Annotated in this window: 14 protein-coding genes; 10 read left to right on the plus strand and 4 right to left on the minus strand. The window is 64.1% G+C overall.

The genetic code is table 11. The features are described from left to right. Positions 1 to 197 precede the first annotated feature (197 nt). Positions 198 to 1,670, minus strand: a complete 1,473-nt coding sequence (gene glpK, locus KA184_00475) for a glycerol kinase GlpK (GenBank protein ID MBP8128024.1) — start codon at positions 1,668 to 1,670, stop codon at positions 198 to 200. Between the two features lie 219 nt (positions 1,671 to 1,889). Here glpK and KA184_00480 point away from each other — a divergent pair, with 219 nt between their 5' ends. The 5 genes from KA184_00480 to KA184_00500 all read left to right on the plus strand — a co-directional run bounded on the left by KA184_00480 (position 1,890) and on the right by KA184_00500 (position 5,323). Beyond that, positions 1,890 to 2,258 (plus strand): glycine zipper family protein, encoded by a 369-nt coding sequence (locus KA184_00480; GenBank protein MBP8128025.1) that lies wholly within the window; start codon positions 1,890 to 1,892, stop codon positions 2,256 to 2,258. A gap of 14 nt (positions 2,259 to 2,272) precedes the next feature. Beyond that, on the plus strand, positions 2,273 to 2,611 hold the full coding sequence (locus tag KA184_00485) for a hypothetical protein (GenBank protein ID MBP8128026.1): 339 nt from the start codon (positions 2,273 to 2,275) through the stop codon (positions 2,609 to 2,611). Between the two features lie 554 nt (positions 2,612 to 3,165). After that, a complete protein-coding gene (locus KA184_00490; GenBank protein ID MBP8128027.1) occupies positions 3,166 to 3,813 on the plus strand; it encodes a hypothetical protein in 648 nt (215 codons plus the stop codon). Beyond that, entirely contained in the window at positions 3,810 to 4,622 is an 813-nt protein-coding gene (locus KA184_00495; GenBank protein MBP8128028.1) for a PIG-L family deacetylase, read from the plus strand. The genes KA184_00490 and KA184_00495 overlap by 4 nt, the downstream gene beginning before the upstream one ends. Positions 4,623 to 4,645: 23 nt before the next feature. Then, a complete protein-coding gene (locus KA184_00500) occupies positions 4,646 to 5,323 on the plus strand; it encodes an SIMPL domain-containing protein (protein MBP8128029.1) in 678 nt (225 codons plus the stop codon). 209 nt (positions 5,324 to 5,532) lie between these two features. On the opposite strand, the gene KA184_00505 is transcribed toward KA184_00500, so the two are convergent. From KA184_00505 to KA184_00515, 3 genes are all read right to left on the minus strand, one after another. Further along, positions 5,533 to 6,291 (minus strand): HAMP domain-containing histidine kinase, encoded by a 759-nt coding sequence (locus KA184_00505; GenBank protein ID MBP8128030.1) that lies wholly within the window; start codon positions 6,289 to 6,291, stop codon positions 5,533 to 5,535. A gap of 64 nt (positions 6,292 to 6,355) precedes the next feature. Further along, positions 6,356 to 7,588 (minus strand): NADP-dependent isocitrate dehydrogenase, encoded by a 1,233-nt coding sequence (gene icd / locus KA184_00510; protein MBP8128031.1) that lies wholly within the window; start codon positions 7,586 to 7,588, stop codon positions 6,356 to 6,358. 45 nt (positions 7,589 to 7,633) lie between these two features. Next, positions 7,634 to 9,223, minus strand: coding sequence for a phosphoglycerate dehydrogenase (locus KA184_00515; GenBank protein MBP8128032.1), 1,590 nt, complete (start codon positions 9,221 to 9,223; stop codon positions 7,634 to 7,636). Positions 9,224 to 9,699: 476 nt separating this feature from the next. Between KA184_00515 and KA184_00520 the strand changes: the two genes are divergently transcribed. The 5 genes from KA184_00520 to KA184_00540 form a co-directional block, all read left to right on the plus strand. Next, a complete protein-coding gene (locus KA184_00520) occupies positions 9,700 to 11,226 on the plus strand; it encodes a PilT/PilU family type 4a pilus ATPase (GenBank protein MBP8128033.1) in 1,527 nt (508 codons plus the stop codon). Between the two features lie 370 nt (positions 11,227 to 11,596). Next, on the plus strand, positions 11,597 to 14,191 hold the full coding sequence (locus KA184_00525) for a BACON domain-containing protein (protein ID MBP8128034.1): 2,595 nt from the start codon (positions 11,597 to 11,599) through the stop codon (positions 14,189 to 14,191). A 90-nt stretch (positions 14,192 to 14,281) separates the two neighbouring features. Beyond that, entirely contained in the window at positions 14,282 to 17,545 is a 3,264-nt protein-coding gene (locus KA184_00530) for a hypothetical protein (protein ID MBP8128035.1), read from the plus strand. A gap of 142 nt (positions 17,546 to 17,687) precedes the next feature. Beyond that, complete coding sequence (locus tag KA184_00535; GenBank protein ID MBP8128036.1) at positions 17,688 to 19,340, plus strand: endo-1,4-beta-xylanase; 1,653 nt, start codon at positions 17,688 to 17,690, stop codon at positions 19,338 to 19,340. 157 nt (positions 19,341 to 19,497) lie between these two features. Next, a partial coding sequence (locus KA184_00540) for a right-handed parallel beta-helix repeat-containing protein (GenBank protein MBP8128037.1) occupies positions 19,498 to 24,256 on the plus strand: 4,759 nt, incomplete at its 3' end.

A 24,256-nucleotide genomic window follows, 5' to 3' on the forward strand; every position in this document is an offset into this window, starting at 1 on the left:
CCATCGGTGAGCGACTCAGGGGTACTACAGGCGTAAACAGTTGGTAGACAATAAATTAAGAGACCTGATACGCGCTGCGCATCAGGCCTCCGCGGAAGGAGAAACGCCACATGTGGCGCTGACCGTTTCAATTCTACCACGCGACTGGCGGTCCGGCAAATCGCTTAAACTGCCCTAACTAATCGGGATGTGAAAAATCAGGATTTGGCGCGGCGTACGGCATCCGCCCAGCCGGCCAAGGCTGCCTTGCGCCGGGTCTCGTCCCAGCCCGGTTCAAAGGTGCGGTCCGGTTTCCAAATCGCGGCCAGTTCGTCCGGTCCGCTCCAGAACCCGACGGCCAATCCGGCCAGGAAGGCAGCGCCGAGGGCGGTGGTCTCGATGGTCTTGCCGCGCACGACGGGAATGCCGAGCAGGTCGGCCTGGAACTGCATGAGCAGATTGTTCGCGCATGCGCCGCCGTCGACCTTCAACCGGGGGATATACGCGCTGGTGTCTTTTTCCATGGTATGCACGAGGTCGGCGGACTGGTAGGCGATGGATTCGAGCGCGGCCCGGACGATATGGGCGCGGTTCGCGCCGCGGGTGAGGCCGGTGAGGACGCCGCGGGCGCGCATGTCCCAGTAGGGCGCGCCGAGACCGACGAAGGCAGGCACGAGGTAGACACCGTTCGCGTCGGGCGTCTGCCCGGCGATGGTTTCGCTTTCGGCGGCGCTGCCGATGAGCTTGAGTTCGTCGCGCAGCCACTGGACCACGGCGCCGGCCACGAATACGCTGCCTTCGAGCGCGTACGCGACTTCGCCGCCGATGCCCCAGCCGATGGTGGTGAGCAGGCCGTTGGTCGATGCGACGGCCTTCGAGCCGGTGTTCATCAGCAGAAAGCAGCCGGTGCCGTAAGTGTTCTTGCAGTCGTTCGCATGGAATCCCGCCTGGCCGAAGAGGGCGGATTGCTGGTCTCCCACGAGCGCGGCCACGGGGATTTCGCCGCCGAGGGCGCCGGTGGCGCCGAATATGCCGCTCGTGGGCCGCGCCTCGGGCAGCATCGCGGCGGGCACATCCAACTTTTCGAGCAGAAATGGGTCCCAGTCCCGGTCGTGGATATTGAAAAGCAGCGTGCGCGACGCGTTCGAGTAGTCCGTGGCGTGAGCGCCCGTCAGCTTGTAGAGCAGCCATGTGTCGACCGTGCCGAAGCACAATTCGCCGCGCCGGGCCCGTTCGCGCGCGCCCGGCACGTGGTCCAGTATCCATTTCACCTTTGTGCCGGAGAAATAGGCGTCGATGACGAGCCCCGTGCGGCCGCGGAATTCGGCTTCGAGGCCCGCCGCCTTGAGTTGCTCGCAGGTGTCCGTGGTGCGGCGGCATTGCCAGACAATGGCGTTGTGGACGGGTTGCCCGGTCGCGCGGTCCCAGACGAGTGTCGTCTCGCGCTGGTTCGTGATGCCGATGGCGGCGATATCGCCGGGCGCCGCGCCCGCGCGCTCGATCACGGTCTCCGCCGTGGCCAGTTGGGATTCCCAGATGGCGATGGGGTCGTGCTCGACCCAGCCCGGACGTGGGTAGATTTGGGGGAATTCCTGGCTGGCCACCGCCGCAATCGCTCCGTCCTGGGTGAAAAGGATGGACCGCGAACTGGTGGTGCCCTGGTCGAGCGCGAGGATATACTTTGCCGCCATCGGTTGCTCCTTCCGAAAGGTCCCCTGATTACGCGGGTTACGATAGCATGCGGCATACCGCGAGGCAAGAACCGCGGGCAAGCGCGCCTTGAATAGGCGCGGTGCGCCTGCGTCTGGTTAGGCAGAGGCTGAGGGATGATGTCCCCGGCAGTGGATGGTACAATGCGGTCGGCGCGGGTGCGGTTGGCCTCGCGGCCGCGCACGGTTGGAGAACGGACCATGAGAAGCATGTTGTTGCCCCTGATGGCGTTGGGAATGGCGATTGCCGTATCCGGGTGCGAGACTACTCCCGCCGAGGACGGCGCGGTGCTCGGCGCGGCGCTTGGCGCGGGCACGGGCGCGATTATCGGCAACCAGAGCGGCCACGCGGGCGAGGGCGCACTGATCGGCGCGGGCATTGGCGCGCTGACTGGCGCAATCATAGGCGACGCCGTGGGCGATTCGCGGCAGCCGCAATACGCGCAGCCGCGGCCCGCCGCTCCGTCGCCGGTTGCTGCGCCCGTAACCACGGGCCACTACGAGAACCGCCTGATAGTCACGCCCTCAGGCGAGATGTACGAACAGCGCGTCTGGGTGCCGCATTATTGACCGAAAGGCACGGCTTGACCCTCCAACGCAAATGGCGCTTGACGGGCGCGCTGGCCTTGGCGCTCAGCGCGCTCATGGCAGGGTATGGAGTAGCGTATCTCGGCTTTTCCGGGTCCGTGCTCGTGCTGCTCGTGTACTGGGGGATTTTTCTGCTCTGTCTAATCGTCGCGTTCCTCATGGCGCTGCTCGACATGCGGTACATCCGCGTGCAATATGCCCTCGAGCAACGGCGCATCTTCGTGGAGACGCTTGGCAGCAAAGCCTTCCGCGAATCGCTCCGCAAAGCGCATCAGGAACAACAAGCCTCTCAGGACAAACCAGTCGCTGACCGCAGCCGCATCCGCCCCGGGTGAGAGCGCGTCCTCGAGGGCTGCCGCCGCGTAGTCTGTGCGCCACTGGTCGAATGCGCCGTGCAGCCAGGCCGGTCCGCGGAAGTCGGTCAGCCCGTCATCCGTCACGGAAGACGCCTTTGCGCCCGTTGGGGGCGGTTCCGCGTAGGTAAGCGCCCGAAACCCGGCAAAACCCGCGCATAGACACGCTACACCCCCATACAGACGATAATGAACCGTCTGCCGCCGCGATTTGCGCGCGTTTCATTCCCGCCCATGGCGAGACCTCCGCAATCCGCCGCTTCCACCGCCGTCGCCGCCCGCTGCGACCCGCCGACAGCCCGGGGACGCGGCCGTAACGCCCACTCGGCGCGTCCGGGGTCGTTACGTATGGCAAATCATAACCCGCTCGGGTTGTCAAGCGCTTTCTTACTGTCATAGCATCACAGACGACACAAATATCCGCGCGAACGGCGCGAGAACATCGCGCGCGTGATGTGAGCCAAACCGCGGAGCATGATATGATTGCGTCTTATCTGAGAACATGCGGCGAAGGGATGCGTATTCGGGAGCGATTTATGGCGCGAACACATCTTGCGATGTTTGCTTTGGCGGTAGTCTGTGTTTTTCAGGCGTGCGGAAACAAGCCGGTGACGCCGCCGGCGCCCGCGCCGCCGATGAATGAGCCGGAGACGCCCCGCGAGTTGGACATCGGCGATGTCGAATCCGCGCTGGCGTTTGAGGGCAGAGTCGCCTCCGAGTCGCGGGGCGCGAATGTGTCGGTCAGTGACCTCGAAGGCCGGGACAAGACAATTGCGATGAGCACGGTGACGGTTCAGCCGCCGTATCCGGCGGAGTTGTGGGTCGAGTATACGCTGAGGTCCAGCATTGGGTTCCCGGCGCGGCCCGTTGCGGTGCGCGGCGCAATCTTGCGCAATGTGGGCGGGCAGGACACAGCCCTGGGCCGGTTCAGCGCCGTATTGGGTGCAGACGCGCACCTGCCGGGCGCACCCGTGCAAAAGTTCCGCGTGAATGCGCTGGAAGGGCTGGCGACGCCGCCCGAATCCATGCTCCTGCACGTTGCGGCGGAATTATTGCTGCTTCCGGCGGGTACCGGCCCCAACACAGTGGACCCGGAAACGGCCGCAACGCTGCCGGAAGATGCGAGCAGCGCGCTGTCATCGAATCCGGTGCGCATCGAATTCAAGGCGGAGTCCGGTTCATGAACGTTGTTATCATCGGGGCGCATCCGGACGACGCGGAATTCTTCGCGGGCGGCGTGAGCATCAAGTGGACGCGGCTCGGGCACCGGGTGTTGTTCGTGTCCGCGACCAACGGCGACGTGGGCCACCACGAGGTCTCGGGCGGCGCGCTTGCGCAACGGCGCGCGGCGGAGGCGCGGCGTTCCGCGCGCATCGCCGGAGCGAGCGAACGCGTGCTCGATTACCATGACGGCGAGTTCCTGCCGACCCTCGAGGCGCGCAAGCGCATCGTGCGGCTCATTCGCGAGTTTGAAGCGGACATTGTCATGACGCACCGGCCCTGGGACTATCACCCGGATCACCGGTACACCGCGATGGCGGTGCAGGATGCGGCGTTCATGGTGACGGTTCCGCTCTACTGCCCCGACGCGCCCGCGCTCCGGCGCAATCCGGTCTTCCTGTATCTCATGGATGGGTTTCAGCGCCCGTACCCGTTCCGGGCCGATATCGCGGTGGCGGTCGACGACGTGATGGACGAGAAATGGGCGATGCTCGACGCCATGGAATCGCAAGTGTACGAGTGGTTGCCTTGGCTTGAAGGGCGCGCGGGGGAGACGCCAACCGATAGCGGGGAACGCAAGGCGTTTCTTCGCGCCATGTGGGATCCGTTCTTTCTGGAACCGGCGCAACGGGGCCGCGACGCGCTCGCGGCATGGTACGGCCCCGAACGGGCCGCGGCGGTGCGCTATGCGGAGTTGTTCGAGATCTGCGAATATGGACGCCAGCCGGCCCGCGAGGAACTGCGGGAGTTTTTCCCGTTCTTCGATGCATGAGGCCGCCGGGAAGGAGGGGCGAGATGCGGCATTTGTTTCTGGTGCTCGGGGCGATTACGGCCGTCGTTTCGACCGCGACGGCGCAGGAGGGGCCCGCGACCGTCATCGAGACCGAAGGCCGCGCAACGGTTTTCGCCGCGCCGACGTTCGCTGATTTCTGGATTCACGCCGTCGCGGCGAAAGAGACGGTGATCGAGGGAATGAACGAGATGGTCGCGTTCGAGATGCGGCTGCGCGAGGCGCTCGCCGCGCGGGCACTTGCCCCAAACGACCTCGACGTGCGCGCGCCGGCCGTAGCCGACGTTAACGAGGCGCAGGTCGCCGTCTCGGCGCGATTGCGGTTCAACATGAGCAGTTTCACGAGTGTAGAGACAGGCCCGCAACAGTTTGCGGGGCTCTGCGACAAGCTGGCGGACCTCGCAAAGGGCCTGGGCATGGCCCTTGAGGGTCCCCAGTTCACGGTGAATCCGCAGGAGCCCATAGTGCGCTCCGCCGTGGCGAAGGCTACCGAGCAGGCGTATCCCGCGGCGGAAGCCATCGCGAAAGAACTCAAGACCAGCATCTATGCCGTTACCGCGGTGACCGTCATCGACCTCGTGTGGGACCAGGCTGAGGAAGTGCGCGGCATCCAACCCACGTTGCGGCAAGTATCCTGCACCGCGCGGGTTCGCGTCGTGTATGAGGTCGCCACGTTGCCGTAGAAACACCCGTGTCCCCGGTGTCCGCTTCCACCCGTTCGCCCGGCGGCCCGAGGCCCCGGCGACATCGTGCCGGCTGAATGGTCATGCGAAGGCGCGTCCTCATGACGCCGTTACCTTGCCGCAAGTCTGCTTCTTCATTCTTGCGGCTACAAGTGCCTTCACGCCCGGGGGTGTCTTCGCGGCGGGGACAAGACGCATCGCCGCGCCGTTCAGATAGGCGTGAGACCGTTTTCCAGCGGCAGGGTGATCACGAAGCCCTCTTCCGGCATGTAGGTGAGGGCGCCCGCGTGCTGCGCGATGATGGCGCGCGCGAGCGGCAGGCCCAGCCCGAAATGCACGCCTGCCTTGGTCGTGACGTAAGGCTCGAACATGCGTTCCCGCAACGCCTCCGGCACCGGAGGGCCGCTGTCCTGCACCCGAATTACGACTTCGCCTTCCGTGTGATGCAAGCGCAGGAAGATGTGCCGTTTTTCCTGTTCCTCGAGGGTTTCCATGGCATTGCGCACAAGATACGCGAGCGCCAGTTCCAGTTTGGGCGCGTTTCCGGGCAGGCTCGGAACGTCTTCCTGGATTTTCGTCTCTACGGCGATGTGCAGGGTCTTCATCTCGTACATGTGCAGGTTCAGAACGTGCTGGACCAGCAGCGACGGGTCCACCATGCCGACGCGAGCCGAGTCCTTGCGCGCAATGCGCACGATTTCGCTGACCAGCGTGCTCGCCTTGTGAACGGCCCCGAGGATTTCGCCCAGCATGCGGTGGGACTCGGCGGAAACGCCCTTGTCAAGGGATACCAGTTCGGCGTACGCCATGACCGCGCCCAGATAGTTGTTCAGGTCGTGCGCGACGCCGTTGACGCAGCGGCCCACTTGCGCGTGGCGGAAGAGACCGGCCGCGCGCGCGTCGAAATCCGGAGTCCCGAACGCCGGCGCTATCGCGCCGGAGGGGAGGTCATCAGGTTTCACGTGCATGCTCCCTGTTTCCTACAGGCATTCCCGCATGACCATGACGGCGCCTCGACGGTCCGGCCGCGCCTCAGAGGTTGTCGATCACGGCCTTGCCGAATTCGCTGCACTTCACTTTTGTGGCCCCTTCCATGAGCCGAGCAAAATCATAGGTTACTATCTTGGACATAAAAGTACTTTTCAGTGCGCTGGTGATGGCCTCGGCCACCTCGAGCCAGCCGAGGTACTCGAACATCATGACGCCGGACAGCAACAGGCTGCTCGGGTTGACCTTGTCCTTGTTTGCGTATTTCGGCGCCGTGCCGTGCGTGGCCTCGAAGATGGCGGCGCCGGTGTCGTAATTGATGTTGGCGCCCGGCGCAATGCCGATGCCGCCCACTTGCGCGGCCAAGGCGTCGCTGGCGTAATCGCCGTTCAGATTCATCGTCGCGACAACGTCGAACTCGAGCGGACGCGTCAGAATCTGTTGCAGGAAGATGTCCGCGATGACGTCCTTGACCAGGAGTTTCTCGCCGGGTTCGCCCTCGCAGTCGTCCCAGGAGACGGCGGTTTCGGCGAATTCCTGGCGCACGAGTTCATAGCCCCAGCGGCGGAAGGCGCCCTCGGTGTATTTCTGGATGTTGCCCTTGTGCACAAAGGTGACGGATTTGCGGCCGTGGCGCAGCGCATACCGGATCGCGGCGCGAATGAGCCGCTTGGAACCCGTTTCGCTGATGGGTTTCAGGCCCAGCCCCGCATCTGGCCTGATTTTCCAGCCGAACTCGCGTTCGCAGAATTCGCGCAGTTTCTGAGCTTCCGGCGTGCCGGCCTTGACTTCAAGGCCCGCGTACACGTCTTCCGTGTTCTCGCGAAAGATGACCATGTCGATCTTTTCGGGCGCGCACACGGGGCTTGGCACGCCGGGGAAATGCCGGACCGGCCGCACGCAGGCATACAGATCGAGGTGCTGGCGCAGCGCTACGTTGAGGCTGCGGAAACCGCCGCCGACGGGGGTCGTCAAGGGGCCCTTGATGGCCACGCCATACTCGCGGATGGCGTCCAGCGTTTCTTCGGGCAAATAGCTGCCGCAGACCGCGTTGGCCTTCTCGCCCGCGAAGACTTCCATCCATGCGATGCGGCGTTTGTCGCCGTAACAGTGCCTGACGGCCGCGTCGAATACCGGCTGTGAAGCGCGCCAGATGTCCGGCCCCGTGCCGTCGCCTTCGATAAACCCGATGACCGGGAAGTCGGGCGTGACAACCGCATGGTCTTGCAGGGTGATCTTTTCGCCGTCCGGTGCCTGGATGTGCGTATACGTTCCCATGATATCCCCGTTATTGGTTGTTTTGGCCGTGTACTATTGGGACTGTTATTCGGAATCCGGCAGCACCAGCAGCCGGGCCCGGAGCACGTGTGGCACCTCGCGAGCAGCCGCGAGCGCGTCTTCCGAAAGCGGCTGGTCCAGATTCAGCAAGGTGAGGGCGCGTCCGCCGCGCTTATCGCGGCCGAGCACCATGTTTGCGATATTGACGCCCGCGTTGCCGATGATGGTCGCCAGCCGCCCGACGACGAGCGGCTTGTCTTCGTTCTCGCACAACAGTATGCACCCTTCCGGCTTGGCGTCGACGCGCATGCCGTCAATGCTGCAGATGCGCGGATCCTTGTTTTGGAAGAGGGTGCCTTTAATGACATGTGTTTCCTGGTCGGTGACAATGGTGACCCCGATCTCGAACGCGTAATCGGAATCGTGGGCGCTCCGCTTCTCGATGCAATCGATACCTCGCGCCTCGAGTTGAGAAGGCGCGCTGACCATGTTCACCGATTCGACCGTCGGCGCCAGAAACCCGGTCAGTACGGACGTCGTGATGGGATAGGTGTCCGTGACACCCAAGTCGCCGCTGTAGGCGATCTCGATGGACGTGGGGGATCCCTCCGAATACAGCGCCTGAAAGGTCCCCAGGCGTTCCGCCAGATAAAGCAGGGGTTGCAGTGATTTCCTCGTTTCGCTGTCCAGACTGGGCACGTTCACGGCGTTGACAATAGCGCCTGTCTTCAGGTAATCCACGATCTGCCGCGCAACTTCGACGGCTACGCAGAGTTGCGCTTCATCTGTCGAGGCCGCCAGGTGCGGCGTCATTACGATATTGTCGAGCCCGACAAACGGGTTGTCCTCAAACGGCTCCGAAGTGAAGACGTCCAGAGCGGCGCCGGCAATGACCCCATGTTTCAGCGCTTCGGCCAGTTCTTGTTCGTTGACGATGCCGCCGCGCGCGCAATTAATGATGCGGCAATTCGGTTTCATGCGCCGGAAGTGCTCGCCGCGCAGCATATTCAAGGTCTTGTCGGTTTTCGGCGCGTGCACCGTAACGAAATCCGACCGTTCGATTACATCGTCCAGACTCACCAGTTCCACGCCGAGGCCCTCCGCTTTTAACGGCGTCAGCAATGGGTCGAAGGCCAGAACCTTCATCTCGAAGGCCAGCGCGCGCTTGGCCACTTCGCCGCCAATGCGGCCCACCCCTACGATGCCCAGCGTCTTGCCCCGTAATTCCGTGCCCATGAACTTCTTGCGGTCCCAGCGGCCGGCGTCCATCGATGCGTGGGCCTGCGGGATATTCCGGCACAGGGCGAGCAGCATCGCAAAGGTGTGCTCGCACGTCGAAATCGTGTTGCCGCCCGGCACGTTCATGACAACGATGCCTTTTTGCGTGGCGGCGTTCTTGTCTATATTGTCCGTGCCCACGCCGGCGCGGCCGACGACTTTCAGTCGCCCGGGATTGGACAGGGCCTCCGCGGTGACCTTCGTGGCACTGCGCACGACGAGCGCATCGTATTGGCCGGCGATTGCGGCCAGTTCCTCCGGTTTCTGGGGCGGCTTTATGTCCACCTCAAAACCGGCGGTCTTGAATACTTCGAGCCCTTCTTCGCTGAGACCGTCCAAGGCAAGGACTCTGAACATCATGCGCGCTCCTGGTCTGATGTTAATTCCGATTTATGCCCCGTGCCGCCGCGGCACCCCAAATGGCGGCCAAGGCCCACTGGGCCGAAGCGTCCTGAGCAACCGGCACACCGCCGCATGCCCAAGCGCCGCCGCGAACCGTCGCCCCAAACAGGGCGTCGGCACAAAAACCGTGCAGGGAAACAAAAACAAGAGGTAAGAAAGCCTAACAAAGGCTGGTTATTCTTGTCAAACAGCGTTTCAGATACGGGCCCGGAATGGTCAAAAAGTCCGGCCTTGAACGCGCGGAATGCGGGCCGGCCGGACAAAGGGCGAATACGCTGAATTCACAGAAGAATGAGGAACTCTCGCGCCGTTTTGACCTTGGCGCGGGCTCCGTGTATCATGGCCTGGAGGTTGTGAAGTATGCCGGAGAGGCGGTTGGGTTCGACTACGACCAGACTCGAATCAGTATTTTCACAAGAAGGGGGTTCTTGATGAATGAAGTTGTAGTAGGGACAGGCCATCAGCAGAGCCTGCGGGATGTGATTCGCATTGTCGAAAAACTCCTGCGTGCGACGGAAGGCATTCCGCGTGAGGTGACGACGCGCACGGAGCGGATGGAATTGCGAGCCAGCCGCCCGGAATTTGAAGGCGAATTCGAGGAGTACGTGCTGCGCCTGCGCGTCACGGAACAACGGAAACAGACCTTGCGCGAAGTGGTGGCGACGTTGGATGGCGCTTGCGCGCTGACGGAGCAGGAGGGGGAATTGATCCTGCGGTTCCCGCCCGAAGGCAAGATCCCGGACCAGAGCACGTATGAAGCCGTTGACGTGGTCTCGCGCAATCTGACGTTGCCGGAAGTCTGGCGCATCTGTGGCGATCACTATCGTATCGACCGGATCAGTATCGAACTCCTGTTTCAGGCGATGGTCAAGTACCGGGCCAGCGACGTGCATCTTTCGCCGGGCCATCCACCCATTTTTCGCGTCGACAACGACATGCACCATTCCGAGTTGCTCGGCTCGTTGTCCGCGCAGCAGATCCGGGCCCTGATAAAGGAAATCGCGCCTGCCGAGCACTGGGATGAGTTCGAAAGCCAGAAACAGACCAGCTTCAATTTTCACCAGGTGGGCCTGGGTTATTCCCGCGTATCGGCGTTTCTGAAGGCAGGCGCGCCCCACTGCACGTTCCGCTTTCTACCGGAGGTGATCCCCTCCTTTGAGGAACTGAACATTCCGCAGGAGTCCATGGTGCGCCTTGCGAGCCTTCAGCGCGGCCTCGTGCTGGTCACCGGCATGACCGGCAGCGGCAAGTCGACGACCGCCGCCGCGCTCATTGACTGGATCAATACCCACCGTTCCCTGCATATCCTGTCCATCGAAAACCCGGTCGAATACGTGCACGCGGACAAAAAGTCTATTGTCTCCCAGCGCAGCCTCGGAACGGACGTGGCCACGTTCTACGAGGCGGTTACCGGGGCTTTGCGGCACGACCCGGACGTCATCTTTATCGGGGAAATGCGCGACCCCGACACCATACGCGCGGCGATCAACGCGGCGGCCACCGGTCATCTGGTGGTTAGCACGCTGCACTCGAACACGGCCAGCGAGGTGGTCAACCGAATCATCAGCTTTTTCGACCCCATCGAGCGTGACTTGGTAAGACTGCAGCTGTACGATTCCATACAGTGTGTCATCTGTCAGCGGTTGATCGCCAAGATCGGCGGCGGCCGCATTCCGGTCATCGAACTCCTGTTCAAAGACATCAAACCGATCGCCGACGGCATCAAGTCGGGGAACACCGACCTCATCCGGATCGGCATGCAGCAGGCGGTGACGCATTCGTTCATGTTTGAAAAGTACGCCTACGCCCTGTACAAGCAAGGGAAGATAACGCTTGAAAACGCGCGCGAAGCCGTCACGGATGTCTCCGTATTCGATCAGCTCCACATGGGCACCTATTCCGTGCCGCGGCTGGATTCCATTAAGTACGGCGGCGTACACGAGACGTATAAGTCCTGAGTTTTCCCCAACAGGAAGGGCAAGAGCTGCCCGGGCGGGCGGCTACGGTCCGGCTGGGCAGGGGGGGGAATTGTCTCGCCACGCGGGCACCGGGGCCGGGACAGGGGTTTGGCAGGGGGGAAATCCTTGACAAATAAGCAGCGGCCGTCTAACATAAAAACCGCACTAACACCAGTACGCGACTCAGGTTGCGATTAGAGAGAGGGACCGTTACTCGCAGTTTGCTGCGAGCACAAAGGAGCCCAGTATGTGTCGTGTCATGCGGGAGCGGACAATTCGTCTTGAGCTGCTCGTTGCTTGCGTCCTGTCCGGCGTTTTGCTTGCCGGGGCCACTTCTCCGGCGTGGGCCGTTCGCGGAGCAGGACTGGGCGTGAGCGCGCCGCAGGTGCTTCTAGCCGCTCAAGCCGACCAGGACGAGCCTCCCTGCAAACCGGTTTTGTGCCTTACCCCCACCAAGTTTGACGTGGGTTGGCAGTCGGGTTCGGTGCGGTTTTTTGTGACGAACTGCGAATGTGAGACCATGGACTGGTCGGCGGTCTCGGCGTGCGGCTGGGCAACGGTCGAGCCGACGGGCGGCACGTTGGGGCCCCTCGAGACGGTCGCCGTTGTCGTCACCTACACCTACAATGACAGTTGCGACGGCAGGACATGTGATATCGCCGTGGCGGCGCCGGGGGCAATCGGCAGTCCGACAGCGGTGAAGCTCAATCAGGGTCAACGGACGACGCCGGACATGTGCGTGGCGCCGACGGTCCGCAACGTCTGGCAGAATTCGGGTGTTGTGGGCTTCGAAATATGGAATTGGAGCTGCGTGACCGTCAATTGGAGCGCCAATGCGGACTGCGAATGGGTGACATCCATCAATCCGCCAGGCGGGACGCTGCAGCGCGACGAGCGCGTGCTCGTGGAATGCAGCGTGCAGGCCAATCCGGATTGCGATATTCGCAGTTGCCGGGTGTATTTCACTTCGCCGGGACAGACGGACCCGAAGTATGGGCTGATCAATCAGGCCGGCAGTACGCGTTCGGCCATGGAAGTGGACCAGACGCGGATTGACGTGGGCGCGGCGTTCGGCCTCGCATCCTTCCAGATTTCGAATACGTCCTGTGGCGACATGGAGTGGGAAGCGGAAGCGTCTTGTTCCTGGGTGGCGGCGGTGAGTCCGGCCAGCGGTATCGTGGGACCGGGCGAAAGCCAGACGGTCAATCTGGTATACGAGGCCAACGAGAAATGCGCAGAGCGGCAATGCCTGGTAGAGGTGACTTCGAACGCCGTCCAGGGCACCCCCGCGGTAGTTACTCTGGTGCAAGAACCCGGCGGCCCGCCGCTGTTGTCCGTGAGCCCCACGAGTCTGAAAGTGGGCAATAGCAACGGCTGGACGGCCTTCACGGTGAAAAACAGCGGTTGTTCCAGCATGTCGTGGACCGCGACGCATGGTTGCGGTTGGCTGACCTCGGTGGCGCCGAACACGGGCGTGCTGAATGCGCAGGAAAGTATTACGGTCGCCGTGGTTTACGGCGCCAATACGTTGCCTGAAGAACGGAATTGTTCGATCACGGTGGACGCGCCCGGCGCGGGCGGCCCGAAGACGGTCGCCGTCACGCAGACGGGATTGGGCAGCCCGCAGTTGGTCGTGACGCCGCTCGCGCAGAGCGTCGGGGCCGGGGCGGGCACGTTCACGTTTGCGGTGGCGAACGCAGGCCAAGGCACGATGAGCTGGTCCGCGCAACAGGATTGCAGTTGGATAACGCGGCTGTCACCGCCGATGGGCACTCTCACGGCCGGTCAGAGCTCCGCCGTGACGGTGAATTACGGCACGAACCCGGCCGCGACGCCCCGCACCTGCAGTATTGCCGTCACCGCGCCGGGCACGGCCGGCAGTCCGCAGACGGTCGCGGTGCAGCAGGATGGTCTGACGGGAACGCCCGTGTTGAGCTTGGCGCCGGCGAGCCGCACGGTGCTGGACGAGGCCGGAACCACCACGTTCACGGTGAGTAATAGCGGTTCCGCGCCGCTGGATTGGACGACGGGCGTGAGTTGCGGCTGGGTGCAGGCAAGCCCATCCGGTGGCACACTGACGCCGGGGCAAGGCGCGGTGGTCAGCGTGAGTTATGAAGCGAATTCGGACCCCTCCACGCGGAGTTGCGCGGTGCTGGTCACGGCGCCGGGCGCGAGTGGGAGTCCAAAGACCTTTTCGCTGGGGCAGGCGGGCAACGATACACCGGTGCTGGAACTAAGCGGGGTTTCGCAGGCGCTGGGGTCGAAGGCCGGCATCGCGACATTCACGGTCAAGAACGCGGGCGGCGGCACGATGAACTGGTCGGCGGCGGCCGGCTGTTCCTGGGTCACGCGCCTCGCGCCGGCCAGCGGCTCGCTGGTATCGGGCCAGAGCATCAACGTCGTGGTCAGTTATGACGGCAATTCGGGCGGCGCGGCGCGTAATTGCGCGATTACCGTCCAAGCACCCGGCGCCGCGGGAAGCCCGCAAACGCTGACGCTCAATCAGGCAGGAGACGAGACGCCCGCGCTGTCTGTTTCGCCCACGACGATCGAGGCGGAAGCAACGGACGCGCTGGCTTCGTTCACCGTGACGAATACGGGTCAGGGCACATTGAACTGGTCGGCGGCCTGGGAATGCGACTGGGTCGCGGGTGTTGCGCCCGAGAACGGCGCGCTGGCCGCGGGCGCGAGCGAAACCGTCACCGCGAGTTTTAGCGAGAACGACGGGGCGGACGCGCGCACCTGTGAGGTCGCGGTGATTGCCGAAGGCGCCGCGGGCAGCCCGAAGACGGTGACGCTCGAGCAGGCGGGAACGGAAGAGCCGCCGCCGTGCTGCTGCGGCCCGGCGGGCAGCTTGCTGGACAAGGACTGGAAGTCGACGATTCAGCGGCAGCTGGGCGACTTGCTGCTGCTGGGCGCGAGCCTGGTCGTCATGCTCGCATTCGCGAGATTCCGCAAGGATTAGTCCTGCGATACGGGAACAAGCAACGGACTGGAGGGCCGTCCCATGACGGGGCGGCCCTTCTTTGGTGTGGTGGCGCGGGGACGGCCCGGGATGAATGATTCCAATCTATATTTCCGGCTCGTGGTTCTGGCCGTGCTTCTCTGCTGCGGCTACGGCCAGGCATTCGCGTTTGACGACCCTGTCGCGACGTGCGGCCCGCTCACGCTCCGAATCGAGGGCCCCGCGAACGTATCCGTACTCGAAACCCCGTATCCTGTCCGGGTTCTGTTGCGCAATGACGGGCCGGCGCCTCTTCGGGGAGAACTGCGCCTGGGCGTGATCGCACCTTGGCGCATCGATCCATCCGCTCCGGCGCCGTTTCAACTGGCGCCGGGCGAGGAGAAGCCGCACGGATTCAGCGTCAGCGTGGACGTGGGCGCCTGCAACGGTCACTATCCCATTCATGCCTGGGCGCGGTTCGAAGACGCCGGCGCCGCTCAGGAAGCGCACGCGGTATTGCTGGTGGAAACGGCGTTGGAGCATATGTCGGGACCGGCAAGCCAAATCCCATGGACGCCGCTTGCCCTGACCCCAAACGGGGCCATTCCCCTGTGGAGCGTGCCGGTGCGCCGCGGGCTGATACGGGTCTTTGCCGAACCGGAAACCACCGTGTTGCCGCCAGGCTGGGAAGGTATAGACGAACGCACGCGCGCCATGGTCATGATGAACCAGCAAACGGTTCGCGGCGACGCACGCGAGAGCGTCGGCATGCACCCGCCGTGGGCGGAGGGCAGAGCTGGAACCGTGGCCGCCGAATTCCCCGTTTCCTTGCCCGAGGGCACGTCCGTGCGCCTCCGTTTCGCCGTGGCCATTCGCGACCATGACGCCGCGCGAGGCGAACCGCCGAGCGACGGGGTCATGTTCCGCGTCCGCGCGCTCCCGTTCGATGCGCCGGACGGCGCATGGGGCGACGTCCTATGGGAACGCCACACGGACTCCAAGGCGTGGGAAGACGCGGAAATCGATCTGCGAGCGTTCGCAGGGAAGACATTACGCCTGCAACTGGAATGTCACCCCGGCCCGCGCAACGACACTACTTGCGACGCCGCTTATTGGGGCAGGCCTCTGCTCGTGACTCAGACGGACGCCCCCTCCGACGCGGCGCAGCCGCCGGCATATCCCGCCCGGACTCTTGCCGAAGTGCGCAATGGCGGCCTGACTTACCAGGTTGCCGTGCAGCCGGGCGTCCGCGGGTTGTTGGACGGCACGTTCTCTTTTGTCTCGCCGGAAAACGCGCTCTCGTTCACCGGGCTGCGTGTGCGTGTCCTCGGCGACGACCTGCATGCGCCCCATTGCTTCCACCAGCTGACCTACGCCGCGGAACAGGCCATGCCGGACGGGCGCGTGCGCTGGCTGCATCGCTTTGATGGTCCGCTGGGCCCGTTTGACCTCGTGGTGGACCTCTGGCTGGACGCGTGCTCGCTCCGCGCGCGCTGTTCCATCGAGAACGCGCCCGAACCGAAGCCGTGGCAGGCGGTCCACCTGGAAGGCGTCTCCGCTGGTCCGTGGACCGGCCGCGTAACGCGTGTTTATGCTGGCGCCGGGAACGTGCTGGATATGCCGGAGGCCTTTGAACTCGGCTTCGACGGACATCAGTTGGCCACGTCTTTCGTGGGATTTGAATTCGAGAATGACGCTGCGCTTGTGCAGGCCGTGGACACGCCGCCGCTGCGCCTGGAGGTCAGGCCCAGCGCCAGCATCGCCACGCTTCACGCCGGGCATGCCCCGACGCTGGCCTTCATCCCGGCGCCCGATGTCTGGACCGGCGTGCGCGCGTGGCGCGAGGTTAACGGACTGCGCGCCGCGGGCGGCGTCCCGCGCCTGGCGGGGCGGTTTGTGTTTGACCTGTGGGGCGGCCGCTACGGCGAGAGCGCGGATGCGCTCGACCAGGCTTTTCGCTACGGTCTCACCGGCGCGGCGGTCGTGTGGCACAACTGGCAGCGCTGGGGCTATGACTATCGCCTGCCGGACATCTTTCCGCCGAACCCCGCGCTGGGGACTCGGGAGGATTTTGCACGGCTGGTGCAAACATGCAAGGACCATGGCGTCCTCTTCGCGCCACACGACAATTACATCGATTTGTATCCTGACGCGGAGCAGTTTACCTACGATAACGTCGCGTTTACGCGGGATGGGCAGCCCGTGCGCGCGTGGCTGAATGCCGGGCGCGGCGCGCAATCCTACCGTTGGCGCACGGACCGTGTGCAGCCGTTTCTGGAACGGAACGTGCGGCGGCTCCGGGATGCCTATGCGCCCACGGCGTATTTCATCGACGTGTGGTCTTCTATCCGGCCCTACGACTACTGGACGAAGGACGGCCGGTACTTTGATTGTGTCTACACGCGGAATGCGTGGGGCGGGTTCTTCGCGTGGATTCGCGAATGCCTCGGCAATGACGCCCCGCAGATATCGGAAAGCGGCCACGACCAGCTCATTGGCTTTCTTGATGGGGCGCAGGCCAATCATCTCCGCGTCGAGGCGGAACCGCAGGGACAGGACGCGTGGTTTGTCTGGCGCGTGCGCTGTCGCGACGCCGAGCGCGTGCCGTGGTTCGACATGGCGCACCACGGTCGGTTTGTGCTGCATGGCGCCGGTTACGACCCGCGCTATCGCGCCGGGCTTGATCCGGCACTGCACGGCATCTACAGCGACGATTACGTTTCCACCGAGGTGCTCACGGGGCATCCCGGCATGGTCGCGGACCCTTTTGGCCGCGACGTGGTGCGCAAGTACTGGCTGCTGCACGGCCTGATGCGCGCACTCGCGCACAAGCGCATCGACAACGTTGCTTTCGTGGATGGCGATATTCACAGGCAATATGTCCGGTGGGAAGGCGGCGGCGAAGTGTGGGTGAACCGGTCGGACGCGGACTGGCCGCTGGAAGCGCGCGTGCTCCCGCCTTATGGCTTCCATGCGCGCATACCGCAGGGAGACGGCTATACGGAAGCCGCCATCGAGCGGCGCGGCGGCGCCATCGTCGACTGGTCTCGCGGGACGGACGGCTACTACGTGAATGCGCGGCCGGACTTGGAACAACGCGAGGTTGATTTTGGCGCCGTGCGGACCGGCGGCGCAGTGCGTGTACGACGTAACGGCAACACGCTTGAACTGACGGCCCTGCCTGAGAGCCAGCCGTTTACCGTTCGTGTCGTGTGGCAGGAATTGATGCCGGGAATGCCCTTGCCTGCTTCTGCGTCGGAGCTTGATGAACAGGGGAATGCGCGCGGAGAGATTCCGGTCGAGTTACAAAACGGGGTTGTATCCGTTGACTACCCCGCAAGCGCCTTGGACTGCGCGTGCTCCCTTGCGCTGTAGCCTCCGGGCGGCTTGCCGGCCGGCAGAAAAGGCGGGAGCGGGCTTTCGTGTTCCAGATATTGGCGTTGGCGAAAGCTTTGGGGTAATGTGGGGGACATGCGGCGCGGGGGCGGCGCAGCGCGCCGGAACTGGGAGAATGAGGATGATTCGCGCGCATCTTTGCATGGTGGGGATAGCGGTTCTTGCGGCGGCGGACTGTTCTGGGCTGGCCGTCACGCCTGCGGACGCGTCGGTCAAGCCGATGAACGGGGACGGTACGTTGAAAAACGGCGAACTGCTGGGCGAATTCCTGGCCGTAGGGTCGCCGGGCGGCTATCGGGTCACGGCGCGTGTTGCCGGAATCGGCGCGGGCTCCGGTAATCGTTACGTTGCGCTGAGCGTGGACCGCACGCCGTGGCGGATCGTAGCGGTGCAAAGCGATGTCGTCGCGGAATATGCCTTTGACTGTGCGCTGACGGGGCCATCGCACGTAGTCGGTGTGCAGGCGCTCGGCGATGGCAAAGAGGAGGGACCGTTGCTCCGCGTGGAATCGGTGACGGTTGCGCCTGCCGCAGAGGGGCCGGAACCGGGGAAAAGCTCCGTCACGGCGTGGAACGGAGACGCGGAGGCGCGCGAGGCGGCCGTGCTGGCGCAAAGCGCCGACGCGATTCGCGTGCTGCGGATGAGCCCGGCGGTCGTGACGGTGCTGGACCCGAAAGGCAAACCCGCGCAGGGCGCGAAGGTATGGATTGAGCAGACGAATCATGCCTTCCTTTTCGGCTGCAACATCTGCGGTTGGGAGCAGTTTGGAGACCGCCGGCTGGACGACGCATACAAGGAGCGTTTCGCGGAACTCTTCAACTACGCTACGCATCCCTTCTACTGGATGCTCTATGAACCAGAGCGGGGTAAGCCGAATTATGCGTATACGGATGCGGTGCTGTCGTGGTGCGCGGCGCGGGGAATACAGGCGAAGGGACATCCGCTGTTGTGGGCGAACAAAGCCGGCGTGCCCCCGTGGTCGGACGGTCAGCCGCCGCAAGGCGTGCAGCGGCGGCGCGTTGAAGACCTGATGCGCCGGTTCGCGGGCAGGGTCGGCTACTGGGAGGTTGTAAACGAGCCGGTGAATGCGCCGGGGCTCGACATTGCCGGGCCGCACGAGTGGGCGCGCGCGGCGGATCCCGCGGCAAAGCTGGTGATCAATGAATACGGCATATTCTACGAGGGGCACCCGGACTTCTATCGCTTCCTCGCGCATGCCGTGGAACAGGGGATCCCGTTCGACGTGGTCGGCATCCAAGCCCATGCGCCGCTGCACATGGCATTCCCGTTGGACCGGGTCCGGGCGCTGCTCGACCTGTACGGCGGCTTGGGCAAACAGATTCACATCACGGAGTTCACGCCGACGTCGAGCGGCCGCAAAGTCCTGGGAGCGCCTTGGCGCGACGCGTGGGATGAGGCGCAGCAGGCCGGCTACGCCGAGCAATTCTACCGGGTGTGTTTCGCCCATCCGGCGGTGACGGCGATCAGCTGGTGGGATTTCTGCGACGTGGGCGCATGGGCGCCGGGCGGCGGGCTGTTGCGGGAGGATTGCACGCCGAAACCAGCCTTCGAGCGGCTGCGCAAGCTGATTCGCGAAGAGTGGTGGACACGCATCGAGACGAACGCGGACGCAAAGGGCGAGGTGGCGTTCAACGGTTTCCAGGGCGCCTATAGGATACGGGCGCGCTACGCGGGCAACGTCGGCGAGGCGGAATTCCAGGTCGAGCGGCAAGGCGAGAACCGGTTCGTGCTGCACGTGACCGGCAACCCGTGACGGCGGTCTCATCCTCCATGCGCTTTGCGCGGAAAAACGGGCGAATAGGGTACAATGCAGGCAGAAGACGGGTATCAAGAAACGTTCACTCGCTTGTGGCCTTGACGTTGGCGCTTCCTGCTCGTGTCATAGGGTGAATCGAACGGACGGAGGCCGGGTGCGTCCTTCTATCTGCCAGTTGCTGCGCGTGCGGTTCCTGATGCGGCGAATTGCCGCGTTTGCCGCCGTGTTATGCCTGCTGGCGTTTCCCGCGAACGCTGCTACGAAGGTTTTCTACGTCGCGACGAATGGGAATGACGCATGGTCCGGCACGCTGCCCGCGCCGAACGGGCCGCAAACCGATGGCCCGCTTGCCACGCTGCCCGGCGCGCGCAACAAGGTGCGCGCGTGGAAAACCGGCAACGGCGGCACGCTGCCCGGCCCGGTGGAGGTGCAGTTCCGGGGCGGCGTATACCGCTTCGAACAGACCGTTTCCTTCGACTATGACGACGCAGGCGCGTTCGGCAAGACGGTCACGTACAAGGCGTATCCCGGCGAAACGCCCGTCTTCAGCGGCGGACGCCCGGTTACGGGCTGGACACAGGCGGGCGCGCTCTGGCGCGCGGCGTTGCCGCAGGTCGCCGCGGGCACGTGGTGGTTCGGCGTGCTCTACGTGGACGGCGAACTGCTTCCGCCCGCCCGGGATCCGAATTTCGAGGATGACCCGGGCGATGCGGACGGCGACAGGTTTTTCAATGCGCTGGGCGGCGTTGACGGCGCGGCGGAAAGCCTCTATTACGCCGCGGCTGACTTGCAGCCGTGCCAAAACCCGAACGATGTGCTCTACATGGTGCTCCACAAGTGGGACGTTTCCTTCCACCGGTTGCAGACCCTCGACGAGACGGACCGGATCATTACGTTCCAGGATATCGACAGCGGTACGACCGGGGCCGACCATGCGGCGTTCGTGGCGGCGTCTGAGCGGCAGCGGTACTGCGTGTATCATGCGTACGAAGCGCTCGACGCGCCCGGCGAGTGGTGGCTCGACCGCGCGACCGGTTATCTCTATTACTATCCGAAACCTGGCGAGAGCATGGCGGGTACCGAGGTGATCGCTCCGGTGGTCGAGCGTCTCGTCGAGTTCAAAAGCACGAAGACGTTTCCGTTGAGTTACGTGACGCTGCAGGGACTGTCTTTTCAGCACACGGACTACGCGTTTGGGCCGAACGCGCTGCGCCCCGCGTACTACGGGTTGAGCGAAGCGCTGGCGCTCACGAAACTGCCCGGTGCGCTCGAATGCACGAAGGTGAGCGACTGCGTCATCGAAGACTGCGAATTCGCGCATCTGGCGGCCCACGGCGTGCTCCTGCTCGGAGCGTGCACGAACAACACGATCCGGCGCAATCACCTCCATGATCTCGGGGCCGGCGCCATCGACGTGGGCCGCGACTACGTCATCGGCACGAGCGGCAACATCATCGACAATAACTGGGTCCACCACGGCAGCAAGACGTTCCTGGGCGCGGTGGGCATTCGTATTGGCGCTTCCTCCTATAACGAGGTGACGCACAACGACGTGTCCGATTACAACTACTCGGGTATCTCCGTCGGCTGGACGGTCGGGTACGGGACCAGTTCGGCCCACGACAACCTCATCGAGAAGAATCATGTCCATCACATCGGACAGCAGCGCATTTTGAGCGACATGGGGCTGATCTACCTGGTCGGGGAGGCGCCGGGCACGCTCGTGAACAACAACTACTGTCACGACGTGGCGGTGTACGACCGCGGCTACGGCGGCTGGGGCATTTACCTGGACGAGGGCAGTTCGAACGTCACTATCCGCAACAACATCGTTCACAGCACGAGCGACGGCGCGTTCCACCTGCACTATGGCCGTAATAACCTGATCGAGAACAACATTTTCGCCTGGTCGGAGGAAGCACAGGTATTTCGCACGCGCCTCGAGCCTGAGGCCTACCAGTCTTTTGATTTCCTGCGCAATATCATCTACTTCAACAATGATATCCTTATGACCGGCGGTTGGGAGGACCTGAAATACCTCTTTGACTACAACTGCTACTGGGACACGACCAGCGGCGAGTTTGTGTTTCCCGCGGGCACGTTCGCGCAGTGGCAGGCCGCGGGCCAGGACGTGCACAGCCGCATCGCGAATCCGCTCTTCAATGACGCCGAACATTACGACTTCACGCTGAATCCGGCGTCGCCCGCCGTCACCCAACTCGGGTTCGTGCCCATCAGCATCGGCGACGCGGGCCTGTACGGGACGGCCGAATGGATGGCCGGTCCCGGTACGATCGCGCACCCGCCGACGCCGTTGCCCACGGCGCCCGAAGGCTTCACGTACAGCTACGATTTCGAAGCGTGGGCGCCGGGCTCGCTGCCGGACGGATGGGAAGTCTACACCGACTTGGACCCGGACCCCACGCGGGTGGCCGTGACCGAAGACACCGCGGCGCGCGGCAGCCGGTCGCTCCGCATGCGCGACGCCACGGGCCTGCCCTATTTGTGGATGCCGGTTGCCTTTCTGCGGCCCAATTACCGCATGGGTCTTGGCGTATTCCGCACGTGGATACGCCTGAGCGAAGACGCGCTGTTCGTGCTCGAAGGCCGCGACGAGGAATCGCCGGGCGTCTATACCGTCGGCCCAAATCTCATCCTGGCCGACTGGGGACTCAGCATCTCGGGCGTTGTCCACGACCCCCCGCCCCGTAATACGTGGTTCTATCTGGAAATAACGGCGCCGCTCGGAGACGATGCCGATGGCGCCTTTGACCTGACCGTGTGGACGCCCGGAGACGGCTGGACCACCTACGCCGACCAGCCGTGCGAGGACCCGCTATTCCACCGGATGACCTGGATAGGCGCGGTGTCCTACACGGATACGGCGGACACCATCTGGGTGGATGACGTAGAGACCTTCACGGTCGGTCCCGGTGCGGACGCGGACAACGACGGCATCCTGGACTGGGCGGACGGCGCCGTCGATTTCGACAACGACGGCCTGCCGAACTACCAGGACAATGACAGCGACGGTGACGGCATATCCGATGCGGATGAGTACAGCGGCGTTCGGAGCAGTGATGACTTTGACGGCGACGGCCGCCTCAACTTCCTGGACACCGACAGCGATGGCGATTCGGTCGCGGATGTGACCGAAGGCGGCGGTGACCCCGACGGCGACGGGAAGCCAAGTTTCCTGGACAATGACAGCGATGGCAACGGCATCCTGGACAGCGCGGAGATTCCCGGCGACCTGGACGGCGACGGCAAGGCGAATGGCATCGACCTGGACGATGACGGCGATTTGATCAACGACACGACCGATGGGATGGGCGACCTGGACAGCGACGGCACGCCGAATTACCGCGATACGGACAGCGATGGCGACGGCGTAAACGACCGCACCGAAGGCGCTGGGGACGCGGACAGCGATGGCACGCCGAATTACCGCGACCTGGACAGCGACGGCAACGGCATATGGGACGTGGCCGAGGGCGGCGCGGACCACGACGCCGATGGCCTGCCGGATTGTATCGACCCGGATAACGACGACGACGGTATCCTCGACCAGGTGGAAGGCGCCGGCGATCCGGACAGCGACGGCATACCCAATTACAGTGACAGCGACGCGGACGGCGACGGCATCCCGGACCAGGTGGAAGGGGTGGCCGACGTTGACGGCGACGGCAAGCCCAATTTCCTCGACACGGATGCGGACGGCGACGGCGTGAATGATGCCGATGAAGCACCCGGCGACGCGGACGGCGACGGCTTGCCCAACTACCTCGACGACGACAGCGACAACAACGGTGTCAACGACCTCCAGGAAGGCACAGCGGACCGGGACGGCGACGACATCCCCGATTTCCTCGATACGGACAACGATGGCGACGGCATCCCGGATACGACGGAAGGCGCAGGCGACGCGGATAGCGACGGCACGTCCAATTACAACGACGCGGACTCCGATGGAGACGGCATCCCCGACCTGACGGAGGGCATCACCGACCCAGACGGCGACGGCAAAGCCAATTTCCTGGATACGGACGCGGACGACGATGGAATCGGCGATGCTGTCGAAACGGCGAACGATGCGGACGGGGACGGCACGGGCAACTACCTCGATCTGGACAGCGACGGCAACGGCCTCAATGACGCCTCCGAAGGCGTTGTGGACCGCGACTCCGACGGCAAACCGGACTTCCTTGACCTGGACAACGACGGCGACGACATCCTGGATGCGACCGAAGGTCTGGCGGACCGGGACGGAGACGGCACGGCGAACCTCAATGATACGGACGCGGACGGCGACGGGTTCGGCGACGCCGTAGAGGGGCTCGGCAATCCCGACGGCGACGGTTTCCCCAACTACCTGGACCTGGACAGCGACGGGAACGGCATCGGCGACGCCGTAGAGGGGAATGCCGACCTGGACGGGGACACGACGCCCAATTATCTCGACCTGGACAACGACGGCGACGGCATCAACGATATCGCGGAGGGCACGGGCGACACGGACGGCGATGGCACGCCGAACCACAACGACACGGACGCGGACGGCGACACCATCCCGGACCAGACCGAAGGGACCGTGGACGCCGACATCGATGGCAAGCCGAATTTCCTCGATACCGACGCGGACGGCGACGGCATCCCCGACCTGAGCGAGAAAACCGGCGACCCGGACGGCGATGGCATTCCGAACTACCTGGACCGGGACAGCGATGGCAACGGGATCGACGACAGTATCGAGGGCGTCGCGGACATTGACGGCGACGGCAAGCCAAACTACCGCGACCCGGACAACGACGGCGACGGCATCTCCGACCAGGCCGAGGGTCTGGGCGACCCGGACGGCGACACCGTCCCCAACTGTAACGACACGGACGCGGACGGCGACGGGATCAACGATG

This window comes from Candidatus Hydrogenedentota bacterium (assembly GCA_018005585.1).
GTDB lineage: Bacteria > Hydrogenedentota > Hydrogenedentia > Hydrogenedentales > JAGMZX01 > JAGMZX01.